Below are 14,286 nucleotides of genomic sequence, written 5' to 3'. Positions count from 1 at the left end.
GCAAACCGAGCATAGGCATCAGCCTATGCTCGTTGTTCATGTGGATGGATTACACCCCTAATCCAATAGGGCAACTAACGCCCGTACCGCCTAAACCACAATAACCGTTTGGGTTCTTATGCAGATATTGCTGGTGATAGGTCTCCGCAAAGTAAAATGTATCTAACTTGGCGATTTCGGTGGTGATTTTATCAAACCCCGAATTGGCCAATTGCGCTTGGAAGGCAGCACGGCATTGTTCTGCTACGGCAAGAGCCTCATCGTCTAGGACATATATAGCAGAGCGATACTGAGTTCCTATGTCATTCCCTTGGCGCATGCCTTGGGTTGGATCGTGATTCTCCCAAAAAACTTTCAAGATGCCTTCTAGGCTTATTTGCGCCTTGTTGAAAATAACCTTTACCACTTCAGTGTGACCGGTTTTGCCAGTGCAGACCTCTTCGTAGGTCGGGTTAGGTGTGAAGCCGCCTGCATAGCCTACCGCGGTGACGGTCACACCAGGTGTGTTCCAAAATTTCCGTTCTGCGCCCCAAAAGCAGCCCATGGCGATATAAATCTCTTGTTCACCCTCTTTGGCTGAGCGCTTTATGTAGTCTTTTGTAACAATGTTTGTATCCTCGATGAATAATGGTTCACTTCTTCCTTCGAGGGCTTCGTTTTTACTGATTACTGACGATTTGTCTATATTTTTTAATAAGTTAATGCTCATTCTTTGTGGTTCTCTTAAAGTTAAAAATGACAGAATTATTGATATATATGATCAATAATTACAATGTATTACGTTGTGAATCAAAACGATACGCAGTATTGATGGACTTATGCTTAGCGTAGCATAAACTGAAAAAATCCAATGTAGAGTGATTATGAAATGACGGATGCAATAGTCCTTTGGGATGCGAGAGCAAAGAACGCTTCACTAGCACAATTCATAGAAGAATTGAGTTATGAGCTCGCGCGTTTCTCTCTTAGTTTCCGTGTCGTTGCTCTATCAAATGAACATGCCCCTGAAGACAATAAGATTAAGCCATCCATGAGAGCGCTTTTGGATTTGCTGCATCTTGAGTCTCCTTATCACTTAATTACTTTCGGTAGCAAAGCGAACTCCTTAGGGACGCTTCTAAGTCCTGCATTAAAGTGTCAGCTTCATACCAATCAACTTCCAAAGGAGTTAGAGAGTGATGAGAGCATTTCGACCATAGGTAAACTCACTAATTGGTTAGGTCGACATAGCAGTTGGGGAACCACTGCGAAACGAGACAGTTACTTCTATGTACCAGAGCATAGTAAAGCAGCCCCAGGTGTTTTGTATCTTGCAGAGGATGATTTTGCGAGTGTCATTGATTTGCAATTGCGTGCCGAAAAAGCCACCTCTTTAGCAATTCCGATGGACAGCTTTCCTAATTTGGAGGCTGACATATTAAATAGCTTTGGCCTGTTAACAGTCTCTTCTAACTTCATTGATGAGGGGCGTTTCATTGAAATTGCTAATGGCTATGGTATTCCTGTGTTATTGATTGCTCCTAATGGTCAGTATTATGGCATTAAAGAAGGGCGCAACGGTTGGGTGGTTCGCAGTACCCAGCAGATTCAATATCTCAACTGCCTACGAAACTGGTTTCATATGAGTAAGGACACTCGTTCTATGATTTCCTATTACTGTCGTGTAAACCAGTCCTCTCTGTCCGGTATTCGCCACTATTGTTCTATGCTCGGATACCCTGAGCGATTAGAACAACAAGATTTTCATTTTAGGGGTTGACCTTTACCGACTTCGTCCGTAGTATACGCACCTCGTTGGCGCGGGATGGAGCAGTCTGGTAGCTCGTCGGGCTCATAACCCGAAGGTCGTTGGTTCGAATCCGGCTCCCGCAACCAATGAAGTGAACAAAAATGTTAGTGATTTAGTCTTAAATCATAATCTGTCGCGGGATGGAGCAGTCTGGTAGCTCGTCGGGCTCATAACCCGAAGGTCGTCGGTTCGAATCCGGCTCCCGCAACCAATGAAGTGAACAAAAATGTTAGTGATTTAGTCTTAAATCATAATCTGTCGCGGGATGGAGCAGTCTGGTAGCTCGTCGGGCTCATAACCCGAAGGTCGTTGGTTCGAATCCGGCTCCCGCAACCAACTTGGTCACATTCAAGTTGTTGGTTCATTATGAAAATTGTTAACTATATCAATAGTTTATTTGTCGCGGGATGGAGCAGTCTGGTAGCTCGTCGGGCTCATAACCCGAAGGTCGTTGGTTCGAATCCGGCTCCCGCAACCAATTCGTAAAGTCGTGAGAATTGGTCACAGTTTTCTTTAATACATTTCAAAATTAACCGTTTAATTTCAATAGGTTACATGTCGCGGGATGGAGCAGTCTGGTAGCTCGTCGGGCTCATAACCCGAAGGTCGTTGGTTCGAATCCGGCTCCCGCAACCATTTATAAAATACTGATTCATAAGTACTTTTATAATATCCTAGATAGATCTTGCCACATTACCATTTTTCTTAGTAAGAAGACTTAGAAAGCTTTGCTTGATTTGTAATGCTTAGCGTTTTTTGTCAGTAATTCTTCAATCATTTAACCACTTCTTAATTACCTCTAAATTTATCCTGGCTTCATAATTAAAAGTTCATGTGGCGAATCCGTGACTAAATTGTGACCAAAAGCCCTATGTTAGCGTTTTTGTAGCCCTCTGTTTCTCCCTCTTTAGCTTGCACATTCTAGTATGAATTAAGGAAATTTAGTCATAGGGCATTTTTGTATCTTAAGTTTTTAATGTCGAGTGTTGTCACATGTTTTGTGTGACCATTTTGGATACAAATATACATTAATTGATGTGGCTGATTGGCCGATTTTTTACTTATAACCCACTGAAAAATATAGATTAATTGTTTCTAATTCACTTCTGTGTAAAGCTGATTGCTTCTGATTTTATTGTGACCATAACACCCATAGAGCTGACTTTTTTACTATTCGTGTTTTTCTCGGTGCGCTGTCAAAAATTATCTTCAAACATCACTATGCGATCAGGTGATTTATTGACAACTAATTGCATTGAATACACTGTGTGGAATTGAGAGTACTGTTTATTTATCCATGCTATTTGTGTTGAGGGGACAGACTATTGGATGTGACGGATGTAAAGCTTGCTGTGCTATCGAATTTAGAGCCTAGGGTTATGCCTGTGATCGAGGGGCATCGTGTTGTGGAAAGATACAGTGGGTCCTCTGATTCAATCATTCAACAACAAGTCAGAATATTAGTAGAGGGCTTTGAACAGTTTACAAAACGAGCCTTGAAAGAAGGTTCAATAAAGCGCTCTAAGGGCGTAAGTTTAAACATAAATAACTTCAAGTTTGTGTATGATCAAAGCGAAATTTCTGGAGGTTCTGTTTATATCTTCTACGTCTTGGAAGAGGCCTTACTTGGTTCTGACCTCTCTGAAGATGTTTTGGACTGGTTTACTTACTTTATTAAAGCCCTAGATACGTCTAGTTCCATAATTCATTCGAGCTCGGCTGGTTTTTACGATCATTTGGAGGTTAGACAAATTCCAACTGTTTGGACTTCCCAGACTTTACTAGACACCTATTAACGTTAAAATCTAGTTAAATAAGAGGTGTTTTATGAATCGCCACTAGTTCAGTAGACACTTCTCAGTCATCTTTTCGAACAGTTTCTCATACTCAACAGGTGACAACATATCATTAGCACTATGGCGTCTGACAGGGTTATAAAACATTTCTATATAATTAAAAATGTCTTGTTTTGCTTCGCCCCTTGTCGAGTAAATCTTTCGCTTCACTCGTTCTCTCTTTAACAGCTGAAAAAAGCTTTCAGCAACAGCATTATCATGACAGTTCCCACGTCGACTCATGCTGGCTTGTAAGTTGTGATCTTCCAAAAATCTATGCCACTCATAGCTCGTAAACTGACTGCCTTGATCTGAGTGGATTATTACCCTTTGCTTTGACTTTCTTCTCCACACAGCCATCATCAGTGCATCAAGAACAAGTTCCTTCACCATTCTTGGCCCCATGCTCCAACCTATTATTCGACGGGAATAGAGATCAAGCACGACAGATAAATACAGCCAGCCTTCATGAGTTCGGATATAGGTGATATCTGTAACCCACGCTGTATTCGGGCTTTCTGGATTAAACTGTCTTTCAAGCACATTGCTGGCTATCGTATGTGTTTCTCCTGACCGAGCTCTAGGCTTACGGTAACCCACCTGAGCCTTGAGTCCCGCTCTTCGCATCAGATAATGCACTCGATTAATACCACAAGATTCATTCAAGGATCTCAGGTCTTGATAGATCTTTCGATAGCCGTAAACACAACCCGATTCCAACCAGAGTTGTTTGACAAGACCTGTTAGGCGTTCATTTTCCTTAGCAAGTTTTGATTTTGGCTCTTTCAACCAAACGTAATAGCCACTAGGGTGAACATCGAAGAGATTGCATAGTTGCCTTACTGAAAAGTCGGCACTGTGATCCCTGATAAAGGCGTATCTTAGTCTGGGTGGCTTGCGAAGTACGCCGCGGCTTTTTTTAACAGGTCGCGCTCTTCCGTCACTCGCTTGAGCTCTTTCCGAAGACGAAGTATCTCGCTCGACTCAGCAGAAGCCTCTGCAAACGATTCTGCCTCAGGGCCATATCGTTTAATCCAAGCGTATAAACTGTGAGTGGTGGTACCTAAGCGATTAGCGACTTCAGCAACACTAAAGCCTGCTTCAGTCACTTGCTTAACCGCTTCAATTTTGAATTGTTCTGGGTAACGTGTTTTGCTCATAAATACCTCTCAATTAGATCATTTTATCTAACTAAAAGGTGTCTAGCTAACTAGTGGCGATTCAAAACTCAGTAGAAGTGATTGGTAGTTGGCGGGTTTTAGAGCAAAACAATCAAGGAGTATCTTTGGCAAAAGATGTCGAAGAGAATATATCTCATTTAATTGCAATTTACCGACTGACGCAAGCTGTGTTTCCTGGAAAGGAGAGCTCTTGGATTAGGCGTTCGAACCAGTACTTTAATGATCGGAGCCCGTATGCAATTATGCTGAATGGCAAGACTGGAGCTGAGACGGTCAGGTCGTATCTTGAGGCGCTAAGTCAAGATAACTATATGTAACGATATTATCGCAAACCTCAAACTCGGTTCTGAACTGCTGGAATGCTCATATCAAGACAGTACTTCTTGTAAAGGTTAATAGCTGTCTGTAAACATGGATTATATGTCTTCAAGTAAGGGATTAAATGGATCTTAAAGCTAGCACCAACCAATACTATAGCGAGTCCGCTGAGAGCTTTACTGCCAATACGCTGCATGTTGATATGTCTGAGTTTTATCAACGATTTCTTCCTTATATTCCCCCCAATGCGCATATTCTTGACGCGGGCTGCGGTAGTGGACGTGATGCAAAACGCTTTAAATCTTTAGGTTTTCAAGTGGATGCATTCGACGCCAGTCCAGAGTTGGCAGCCATAGCCAGCAAGTTGCTTCAGCTCCCAGTCGTTGTTCAAACCTTTCAGCAATTTGATGGCATTGATTTATATGATGGGATCTGGTGCTGCGCAAGCTTACTACATGTACCTAATTTAGAGCTGAATGATGTGATTAAACGATTACATCGCGCATTGAAATACGAGGGTGTGCTTTATATGTCGTTTAAATATGGAATAGAGGAGCGTGTTAAAGAAGGACGCTTCTTCAATGATCAGACTGAGCAGACGATCCAGCAATACTTATCTGGCTTTCGAGTATTGGATACTTGGGTGACTGGCGATCAGCGGCCAGATCGAGGGTCTGAGCAATGGCTAAATCTGATTGTGCAGAAGCAAGAGCCTTAATAGTATGAAAACCGCGATAGAGTTTATTGCCTACATTCAGCGTTTACTGGTAGAAGGCGATTTTACTGCGACTTACAAATACGCATTGTTGCACGCGATTGCGGATGTCTGCGTCGAAAGCCTTAATGTAACAGTGAATGGTAAGCTTCCTATCTCTTTTGATGTGTTGGCAGATAAAATGCTGCGTTTGTATTGGAATCAAGCGCGTCCATTTGGTGTCCAGTCAAACCAGCAGCAATTACATCAGAACAGTGATTCACAAAAGCAAATAGCGATCATCACGGCAGTGCAAAGCATCCAGAAAACTGGGCTTTATAACATCAATCAGCTTTATAAAAGCCCTCATTACAAAACGGTTCACAGTGTCGCTAAAACCGCGCTTAAAAATGGCCCACTTTGGCGCCTACAAATTTTAGCTAAAAAAGAAGAGTGCTTTTTATACCCGCACGATAAAAGCCAGAGGCATATTGAATTAAACGCAGGCATGGCAGGATACTTTCGTGAGTTTTATCACCTAATAACCTACCTTGCTCGTGCCGCTTGGATCGACAAAATCATTTCGTTTAAGCACAACCAATATCTTGTTGGCGCTCAAGCTAATTTACCAGAATTCCTGTTTGGGCATGATCGTAAGGCCTTGGCCTACGCTAAACCACTACTGCAAGAAATACAGAAAGACAGCTGCTTTTATTGTGGTAAGAAGCTCGATCAGCACTCAGAAGTTGACCACTTTATTCCTTTTGCAAAATATGCGTTCGACCTTGGGCATAACTTTGTGCTCGCGGATCGTGCTTGCAATAACAGCAAGCGCGATTACCTCGCAAGTTATGAGCATAAATATAAATGGGAAGAGAATAACCTCGTTAATCATGCGCAGTTGATCACTGCGGAATTGGCCAGTTATGTAGAGTGCGATACTGAAAAATCTATTGCGGTGTCAGATTGGGCTTACCAAATTGCTCGGAACAGTGCATCGAACTTATGGCAGAGTAAGGGTGAATTTAGACTAGCGTGACTGTATGTAAGGAGATGAAATGTTCTATATCGGTGTTATGCATTATTTTGCGACTGGGGAGGGCGTTACACTTTATGTCGTCAGTGGGAACGAGGATTCAATAAAGGAAGCTATTCCAGAGTACTTCCATCGAGTGCTATTGATATTAACACCTTCAGATTGGCTTAAAGCAGCTGAAGGAGATTGTGTCGATGAGTACCAAAAATATAAGGCTGAAGTCCTTAAAGCTAATTTGCCTTTGTTGTGGAAGCAGATTGAAGAAATGGCTTCAGGCAGAGAATTCAATTTGGAGTTTTCTATGGAGTATCATTTTAACTATGCCTAGTGATCGGTTTATTGCTCACATCTGAAATAAGTTGTTTCGAAGGTTCTTCGATGACCTTAAAGAAGTATAATTATATTACGCTCTCAGATCACTTCGATATACTGTGCATCTATTTTCTGAAATTACGGAATCAGTACAAGCGGAAGTTTTATTTTTTGGATTAATGATATGGATATCAAACAATGGGGAACACCGAACCCAAGTTGGCTGATTGAGTTATTGCTTTACTGGGAAGGGCATATCAATTCTCGTGCTCTCACTGATATCTTTGACGTCACCCGTCAAACCGCTGGCAAGTGGATCAAAGCCTACCATACAGAGACAGGCTTAACGGTCGACTACCAAGCTTCTAGCAAAGCATTTCATGCGCCTATTTTTCATACCCAACGTTACATCTCAGGTGCCATTGATGAATACCTAGACTGGCGTCAGCTGGGGCTGTTTCCTAACCGCAGCGCAGAAACACGAGCCACAGATGCTCAAGTTGTTACGCGTATTATGATGCCGCGCCGCTTTGTTGCGCCGGAAGTCATGCGCCCACTGATCCAAGCCTTAGATACACGCACTGCTGCCGATGCTAATTATCTTTCTATAAGTGGTAGTGCCGCTCAAGAGCGTTGTTAATATGTTTCTGAATACTAACGAAAAGTATTTCAAATGTTTAAGCTAATGCTTTTATTATTAACTCCAATTGTAATCGTCGGGTGCGGTGGCGGCGGGAGCTCCGAAGAAGGATCAACTACAGCCACCTATAAAGCCGAATTAATTTCTTCTGGTTGGGATTGTGGCCCAACTGATACTAGCTGCTACAAAGTTCAAAACGCAGCATTGCTTACGACTTCGATTTACACCAAAGATGTTTCATCTGAGCAGTTAGATAATAGTGACACCTTGATGAATTTTGCCATCGAAAGCGTCTCAAGCTCCCTTAAACTGCTAGCCTCTTGTTCGACAGTTCAAGCGAAATCAACTGTAAAGTACACTTGCTATGTAGATGATGAACAAGCTTCAGTGGCGTCTTCAAACATATCTGAATTAGAAATGGAGTTATCAGTTAAAGAGATCGATAACGATGCCAATGGCTTACCATTCTCTGTTTCATCAACCAAAACAATTCTAGATGCAAGTAATTTGCCTAGTTACCTGTCCACATCTTTGGCGCGTACCTTAAGAAAATCTTACTATGAACATGCGGGCTATCAATGCGGTGAGGATGATTGCTACAAGCTAACTAGTACACTTAGCGCCAATATCAAGTTGACTGAGTATGATACTGCCGAGAAGTGCACTCTGTCTGATGGCGCTTGTGGCTCTGTTGCAGCCATTGAGTGGGCCATGAATCTTTCTGACTTTATTGATGAATTCAAAGACTCTGGACTGCTTGTATACAGCGCCCCTATTACCCCCTTTGAAGTGAGCTGTGCATACGAGCTTAAGAATGCAATTTACTGCATTAGTAAATTTCGCTTGAACTCGTCTAGCTCTACTGTTTCGACAGTAGCATCGAAGGTAGAACTAGCCCCTGAGGTAAGTGAGCCAACCACAGCATCACAGTTTACGTTTACCGGGGAAGGGAAATCATTTAGCGAACTTCAAGATCGTAACGTGAACTCCATTGTCTTAAACAACTTTAAAGACTCGCTATTTTCCGAATATTACCTAGGCACTATTCTTCCTGATTTACCTGTAATCCCATCTGACGACTTTGCTGCAAATCTTCCAACAGAGGTAACAAATAAACTTCAGAGCTTTCGTACCAATGATAACTGGGGTGGAACAAGTAATATCGAGGATGCGCGGGCTCCAGCATGCTTCGCCAGGCACATACCTAGCAGTCTAACTCCTGACGCATGGATATCCTGCTATGCATTCGAATCAGACACCACGGTGCATGAGTGCACAGCCCACTTGAATTTGGGCTCAATGGACTGCTCCACTCTAACCGGTTCAGAACTACCGTATTATGAGGCTAACTTTGACCAAATGCTGGAATTTCATGGCTTTGATTACGGTTATGACGATCTTGGAGTGGCCCATTCAAGCAGCTACCCCATTGTAGTTGTGGACAGCGGATGTGAAATTGGAAATGACCATGTTAGCTCTCGAATTTCACAGTCAGGTGTTTACTACACAAATAGCGGGAACAACCAATTGCAGTATTCATCGACCACTAGCGAAGGTGCAATGCGTTTCGATTTGGATCCATCATACTGGGAGTCTCATGGCAGCGCACATTGCACCAATATAATGGGGGTAACTTCTACTAACGAGGGGGCTTATCTAAATGTTGTGAATGTTCTGGATGGCATCGGCGCATCTGTCCCAACTTTGAAAGCAAAAATGGAATCCACCTTTGGGGCTGATGCGTTACTAGCGAAAAGTTCTCGAGTGCCGCTAGGGGAGTCCTATAACACAGTATTCGCGGCCTCTAGCTCCAATCAACTTTTAGTAAACAGTGGAGGTAATAGCAGTGAAGATTGGTCTGACCTTGTGATAGTTGCTGATGTTGAATCGATAGAATCTGCAGTCATAGTTGGTTCGGTTGGCTGGGGGAAAGAGTTATCTGACTTCTCAGCGGTTCCAGGGGAGAATGCTTCAATTCAGTTACGCTGGATTACGGCGTTAGGTGAGAATATTGTGACAGCGGCCAGTGTTTCGAATACCTCTAAGAGCATCATTAAAACTGACGGGACCAGTCTTGCGAACCAATTTGTATCTCGTGCATTAGATTTGGCCAAGAGTTATTGCACCAAACTAAACTATCGCGACCTCGCACAGGTAATGCTTAACACTGCTGATCATGATTTTGACGGTTACAATGCTGAGGAATACGGGCAAGGGATATTGGATGTTAAATCCATGATGACTAAGCTGCAGGGGGATGGTTGCTCAATTTAAATGTAAAAGCCCGCGGGCTTTTTAATGACTTAGTAAACTGATTGCCCGTCAGCCGACGCAAGGGAAAATGATGACCAGTTGGTACGCCATCCATACTCTCGGATCCGGACGCCCGCCAATGATCACGATTTAAACCAGATGACGGAACTTCTTCATGGCGATGAGTCATTTGTATCGGCGGACTCAGGCTACCGTGGCGTAGAAAAGCGTGCTGAAACCCAGGACCGGAAAGTCGATTGGTTAGTGGCTGAGATGCCTAGCAAGATACGCTCTTGGAAGAAGCATCCTCGCATAAATAAGCAGCTGATCCGAACGGAATACCTAAAGGCGAGTATCAGAGCGAAAGTAGAGCATCCGTTTAGAATATTGAAATGTCAGTTTGGGTTTCGCAAAGTCGTCTACAAAGGCCTGTCTAAAAATGACAACAAGCTCGCGGTGTTGTTTGCGCTTGGAAATTTGTTACGAGTGGATCAGATGATACGGTCTTCGCAGGGGGAATCCGTCCAAATAACGGGTTTAAGGTGCTTGAAGTGCCATAAAAGCGGGAAACTGCGGCTAATTAACTCTTTTGAAGCGTTGCAGGCGGGTGAATCAAGTCAGATCAAAATTCTCTGACTTATTCGTATGTTCCAAAAAGCGTTAAACCATCTTTTGAATTCCTAAAAACGGTTTCAAAACCAGTACTGTCGTTTACCGTCAATGGCACCTCTCATTAGACAGCTTTTAGATGAAATCTAGAGTGCAAGCATAGTTGAAAAAACAGGTTAATTTGCGTGATGAACGAAGATTTCATAGCAATGGCTATACTTGTCCCAATACTATCTTTGTATGTCCTTATAGCCACTTATTGGCATTTGTTAAATCCCATAGAATGTCCACATTGAATATCAAAACAGGCAAATTTCTGGAGACATTCTATGAAAATCACACAAATCCGAAATGCAACACAAGTTATTGAATACGCAGGCAAGACATTCCTAATCGATCCATTCCTGGCGCCAAAAGGCATGTACCCAGGCTTTGAGGGCACGGCCAATTCACACCTACGCAACCCATTAGTTGAGCTGCCGATGACGATTGAGAAAATCATTGCTGTGGATGCGGTCTTGTTAACGCACACTCACCCAGATCATTGGGATGAGACAGCTGTTAATGTGATCCCGAAAGATCAACTGATTTTCGTGCAGCACGAAGGCGATGAGTCTATCTTGCGTTCACAAGGGTTTACGAATCTACAAATCTTCTCTGAAAAGACAGATTTTTACGGCATTTCATTCACACGTACCTTCTGTCAACATGGCTCAGAAGCGGCGTTTGAACATGAGCAAATGGCTGAGATCTTAGGCGAAGTTACGGGCGTGATTTTTAATCACGCCGACGAAGATAAGCTGTATATCGTTGGTGACACTATTTGGGTGCCACAGGTAGAAGAGATAATGAAGCAAGAGCAACCAGGTGTCGTAGTTCTCAACACGGGTTGGGCGCATGTATTAGGCTTTGGTCCGATTATCATGGGCAAAGAAGACGTGTTGAAAACTCATAATGTTCTACCGGAAGCTAAAATTGTCGCGACTCACATGGGCGCAGTTAATCACGCTTTGGTGACCACAAAAGAGATGAGTGATTACGTATCAGCATTGTCGCTCAATGACTTCGTCTTTGTACCAGAAGACGGCGAAACAGTTTCACTATAAAGGAAGACTATTATGACTACTGAACAAAATGTTGCACTGGTTAAGGCTTTTTATCAGCATATCGAAGATAACAATTATGAGGCGGTTGCCGCATTGTGTCACGATGACTTCGTGTTCTATTCGCAAGTGGATAAGCCATTAGACTTGCATGGCTTCTTGGCGCAAGAGAAAGGCAATATGGATGGTTATCCAGGCTTTACCTTCCGAGTTCATGAAGCCATTGCTCATGATGACAAAGTTGCCTGTTACATGATTTTCGAAGGGGTGAACACAGCGCCCATACACGATCTGGCGCCAACTAATAAGCCTGTGCGTTTCTCTTTGATGATGTTGATGACCATCAAAGACGGCAAGATCATCGAAAAGCGCGCGCATTTTGATCATGCGGATATTAGTCGCCAGCTACAAGGCTAATTGCCGCTAGCGTGCGTTAGGGCAATGGACTTCCATTGCCCTAAGTGGGTTAATCGGGGAGCACCAATACTGCATATTGGTCTTTACCTTACCGTAAGCGCCTTTGGTCACGTTACAACTGAACTCAGATTTCTGGGCGCTTACATCTTAGTCAAAACTTAATAGTTTGATTTAGCTATTTACATTATTCACTAAAAATCGCCGACACAACTTCTTTGGTTGCTTCAATGAATCCATCAATATCTTCATCTGTCATCGCTAATGAAAGTGATAGCTGGCCTCTATGCACAGGGAAATAACCTTTTTGCGCCATTTCTAAGGAATAAATCAAAATCTTATCGTTATCAACCAGGTTCCAAAAATCACGGTGTGTTGTGATCTCACTTTCCAAATCATGAGTGAAAGCATACCCAAGAAATGAAAACCCTGCACCGTAAATCATGAATGGATATGAATGCAATTTAGCCCAGGAATTTAAGTCCTCTTTGATTCTATTGGATAACGAATTTAGGCGATCAAAGGCTGCTTCATTCATCACTTCTAGACATTTTGCGCCAGCAACAGTTGCTAGCAAATGACCATGATGTGTTCCTGAGATTTGTACTGTGTCAGATTCCAGGACTTCAAAGAATTTCGCTTGCCCACCTACTGCACCGATTGGAAGGCCGCCACCGATCATTTTTCCCATGATTGTAAGATCAGGCAATAGATCATATACATGCTGCATGCCGCGATAGTGCGCGCGTAATGTAATAGTTTCGTCTAAGATTAGCAGGATATTAAGCTCTTTTGTGAGCGCGCGGATACCTGCAACAAAGTCTGGATCCAGTACTACAATACCACCAGCACCGGATTGGAGCTCCATGAAAATGCATGCTATCTCATTCGCATGAGCCCTTATAATTTTCTCACAAGCATCTAAATCATTCTGCTTTAGAATAATTGTATTGTCTACTTTGTATTGAGGTATGCCTCCAGAATCGGCTACTGATTGGGGGGCATCTGATTGGCCAGACAATTTGTCATGTGGTGGATGCGCAGAAATGGCTAGATCATCAATAAAGCCATGATAGCCACCTTCAAATTTGGCAATCTTAGCTTTACCTGTATGGGCGCGTGCAATGCGAGCTGCGGTAATACAAGACTCACTAGCTGAACAAGAAAATTTTACTTTTTCAACAGAAGCTATCCGGCTGCATAGGGTTTCGGCCAACTTAACTTCATGATTAGAAGGGTTGCCAAAAGAGATACCATTTGGAAGAGCCTCTTGTAAGGCCTTAGTGATTTCAGGATGGTTGTGACCAAGGATATTTACAGTAAAGTTATTATTTAAGTCAAGAAGTTTTTCACCCTCAATCGTATAAATGTAAGCACCTTCTCCGCGTTCAACGAAGATTCCATGAGGGCCATAGTTAAAGGTTTTACGGCTAAATCCACCCGGAATAGAGCGTTTTGCGTTCTCAGTTTCTTTTTTTGACTTGGAAAAGCGTGCTGAAAAGCGCTCAATACTGTCATCTAATTGAATACTCATTTGTTGTTCCTATTAGTTCAATAGTAATTTTGATAGATTAATATCGCACGTGAGAAAAAATCGTGATTGTAAAAATCATGACTAGGGATTTTGGTTTACAATGGAGGGGGTTAAATGATTATACTTCAACTAACTGAAGTGTTTTAATATTTTATGGGTATTAGGCTTATAGGCTTATCGATAATTTCTCATTGATTTTATGATTAGATATCATTAATTTGAATATTAACGCTCTTTTTAATTTTTGAGTATTATAAAGGGCTACACCGACCATAGGATTTATCGTATTCTCAGCGTTTAATTGATTTAGTAATACCAATTCTTTCTAGATATTGATCAATGTTTACTGGTTTTAATATGGTTGTTAATTTTGCATTATAAAATTATTAGTTTTATTGAGTTTTATTGAGTTTTATTGAGTTTTATTGAGTTTTATTGAGTTTTATTGAGTTTTATTGGCATAAGTTATATGGATTTAGAGCTATATTGGATTCTAATAAAGTGGATTTAATGATTATTAGAAAGCCTCAATCATGTGAGTAATTTTTCTTCTTACTATCCAGTTTCT

13 protein-coding genes, 5 tRNA genes and 1 pseudogene are annotated in these 14,286 nt (G+C 42.2%); 16 read left to right on the top strand and 3 right to left on the bottom strand.

Translation table 11 applies throughout. The features are described from left to right. Positions 1-49: 49 nt before the first annotated feature. The gene (gene msrA / locus ACZ5DR_RS16280) at positions 50-709 is read right to left on the bottom strand and encodes a peptide-methionine (S)-S-oxide reductase MsrA (protein WP_377368834.1); all 660 of its coding nucleotides are present in this window, start codon (positions 707-709) and stop codon (positions 50-52) included. A gap of 159 nt (positions 710-868) precedes the next feature. On the opposite strand from msrA, the gene ACZ5DR_RS16275 reads away from it, so the two are divergent. The 7 genes from ACZ5DR_RS16275 (at position 869) to ACZ5DR_RS16245 (ending at position 3,585) form a co-directional block, all read left to right on the top strand. Then, a complete protein-coding gene (locus ACZ5DR_RS16275) occupies positions 869-1,759 on the top strand; it encodes a hypothetical protein (protein ID WP_377368836.1) in 891 nt (296 codons plus the stop codon). Positions 1,760-1,798: 39 nt separating this feature from the next. Beyond that, positions 1,799-1,875: transfer RNA gene (locus tag ACZ5DR_RS16270), tRNA-Met, on the top strand. Between the two features lie 48 nt (positions 1,876-1,923). Beyond that, positions 1,924-2,000 (top strand) — tRNA-Met (locus tag ACZ5DR_RS16265). A 48-nt stretch (positions 2,001-2,048) separates the two neighbouring features. Further along, a tRNA-Met gene (locus tag ACZ5DR_RS16260) sits at positions 2,049-2,125 on the top strand. Positions 2,126-2,190: 65 nt separating this feature from the next. Next, a tRNA-Met gene (locus ACZ5DR_RS16255) sits at positions 2,191-2,267 on the top strand. An 81-nt stretch (positions 2,268-2,348) separates the two neighbouring features. After that, positions 2,349-2,425: transfer RNA gene (locus ACZ5DR_RS16250), tRNA-Met, on the top strand. A gap of 689 nt (positions 2,426-3,114) precedes the next feature. Further along, positions 3,115-3,585 carry a hypothetical protein gene (locus ACZ5DR_RS16245; protein WP_377368838.1) on the top strand — a complete coding sequence of 157 codons (471 nt, stop codon included), beginning with the start codon at positions 3,115-3,117 and terminating at the stop codon, positions 3,583-3,585. Between the two features lie 42 nt (positions 3,586-3,627). Here the strand turns inward: ACZ5DR_RS16245 and ACZ5DR_RS16240 are convergent. After that, a protein-coding gene (locus ACZ5DR_RS16240; protein WP_464543525.1) for an IS3 family transposase occupies positions 3,628-4,784 on the bottom strand; the annotation gives its coding sequence in 2 pieces (ribosomal slippage) (positions 3,628-4,536 and positions 4,539-4,784; 1,155 coding nt in all). A gap of 53 nt (positions 4,785-4,837) precedes the next feature. Between ACZ5DR_RS16240 and ACZ5DR_RS16235 the strand changes: the two genes are divergently transcribed. From ACZ5DR_RS16235 to ACZ5DR_RS16195, 9 genes and pseudogenes are all read left to right on the top strand, one after another. Then, positions 4,838-5,122, top strand: coding sequence for an MbcA/ParS/Xre antitoxin family protein (locus ACZ5DR_RS16235; RefSeq protein ID WP_377370041.1), 285 nt, complete (start codon positions 4,838-4,840; stop codon positions 5,120-5,122). A gap of 125 nt (positions 5,123-5,247) precedes the next feature. After that, positions 5,248-5,841: a class I SAM-dependent methyltransferase gene (locus ACZ5DR_RS16230; RefSeq protein ID WP_377370039.1), complete on the top strand. Its 594-nt coding sequence runs from the start codon at positions 5,248-5,250 to the stop codon at positions 5,839-5,841. 4 nt (positions 5,842-5,845) lie between these two features. After that, on the top strand, positions 5,846-6,856 hold the full coding sequence (locus ACZ5DR_RS16225) for an HNH endonuclease signature motif containing protein (protein ID WP_377370037.1): 1,011 nt from the start codon (positions 5,846-5,848) through the stop codon (positions 6,854-6,856). 19 nt (positions 6,857-6,875) lie between these two features. Continuing rightward, complete coding sequence (locus ACZ5DR_RS16220; protein ID WP_377370035.1) at positions 6,876-7,181, top strand: hypothetical protein; 306 nt, start codon at positions 6,876-6,878, stop codon at positions 7,179-7,181. Positions 7,182-7,349: 168 nt separating this feature from the next. Continuing rightward, a complete protein-coding gene (locus ACZ5DR_RS16215; protein WP_377370034.1) occupies positions 7,350-7,805 on the top strand; it encodes a hypothetical protein in 456 nt (151 codons plus the stop codon). A gap of 33 nt (positions 7,806-7,838) precedes the next feature. After that, positions 7,839-10,079, top strand: a complete 2,241-nt coding sequence (locus ACZ5DR_RS16210) for a S8 family serine peptidase (protein ID WP_377370032.1) — start codon at positions 7,839-7,841, stop codon at positions 10,077-10,079. 93 nt (positions 10,080-10,172) lie between these two features. Next, positions 10,173-10,580, top strand: a pseudogene (locus tag ACZ5DR_RS16205) (transposase); the annotation flags it as partial. A 416-nt stretch (positions 10,581-10,996) separates the two neighbouring features. Beyond that, positions 10,997-11,773: an MBL fold metallo-hydrolase gene (locus tag ACZ5DR_RS16200; protein WP_377370030.1), complete on the top strand. Its 777-nt coding sequence runs from the start codon at positions 10,997-10,999 to the stop codon at positions 11,771-11,773. Between the two features lie 12 nt (positions 11,774-11,785). Beyond that, the gene (locus ACZ5DR_RS16195; RefSeq protein ID WP_377370028.1) at positions 11,786-12,187 is read left to right on the top strand and encodes an ester cyclase; all 402 of its coding nucleotides are present in this window, start codon (positions 11,786-11,788) and stop codon (positions 12,185-12,187) included. 184 nt (positions 12,188-12,371) lie between these two features. On the opposite strand, the gene ACZ5DR_RS16190 is transcribed toward ACZ5DR_RS16195, so the two are convergent. After that, complete coding sequence (locus tag ACZ5DR_RS16190; protein ID WP_377370026.1) at positions 12,372-13,718, bottom strand: aspartate aminotransferase family protein; 1,347 nt, start codon at positions 13,716-13,718, stop codon at positions 12,372-12,374. Positions 13,719-14,286 lie beyond the last annotated feature (568 nt).

This window comes from Marinomonas vaga (assembly GCF_055388305.1).
Note: the sequence above shows the minus strand (reverse complement) of the source record. Positions and strands in the feature narration are given on the sequence as shown.

Bases quoted from the DNA above. Each gene is read 5' to 3' on its own strand.
- ACZ5DR_RS16230 (WP_377370039.1), top strand. From the start codon at position 5,248: ATGGATCTTAAAGCTAGCACCAACCAATACTATAGCGAGTCCGCTGAG.
- ACZ5DR_RS16190 (WP_377370026.1), bottom strand. From the start codon at position 13,718: ATGAGTATTCAATTAGATGACAGTATTGAGCGCTTTTCAGCACGCTTT.
- msrA (WP_377368834.1), bottom strand. From the start codon at position 709: ATGAGCATTAACTTATTAAAAAATATAGACAAATCGTCAGTAATCAGT.
- ACZ5DR_RS16225 (WP_377370037.1), top strand. From the start codon at position 5,846: ATGAAAACCGCGATAGAGTTTATTGCCTACATTCAGCGTTTACTGGTA.
- ACZ5DR_RS16215 (WP_377370034.1), top strand. From the start codon at position 7,350: ATGGATATCAAACAATGGGGAACACCGAACCCAAGTTGGCTGATTGAG.
- ACZ5DR_RS16200 (WP_377370030.1), top strand. From the start codon at position 10,997: ATGAAAATCACACAAATCCGAAATGCAACACAAGTTATTGAATACGCA.
- ACZ5DR_RS16220 (WP_377370035.1), top strand. From the start codon at position 6,876: ATGTTCTATATCGGTGTTATGCATTATTTTGCGACTGGGGAGGGCGTT.
- ACZ5DR_RS16210 (WP_377370032.1), top strand. From the start codon at position 7,839: ATGTTTAAGCTAATGCTTTTATTATTAACTCCAATTGTAATCGTCGGG.
- ACZ5DR_RS16195 (WP_377370028.1), top strand. From the start codon at position 11,786: ATGACTACTGAACAAAATGTTGCACTGGTTAAGGCTTTTTATCAGCAT.
- ACZ5DR_RS16275 (WP_377368836.1), top strand. From the start codon at position 869: ATGACGGATGCAATAGTCCTTTGGGATGCGAGAGCAAAGAACGCTTCA.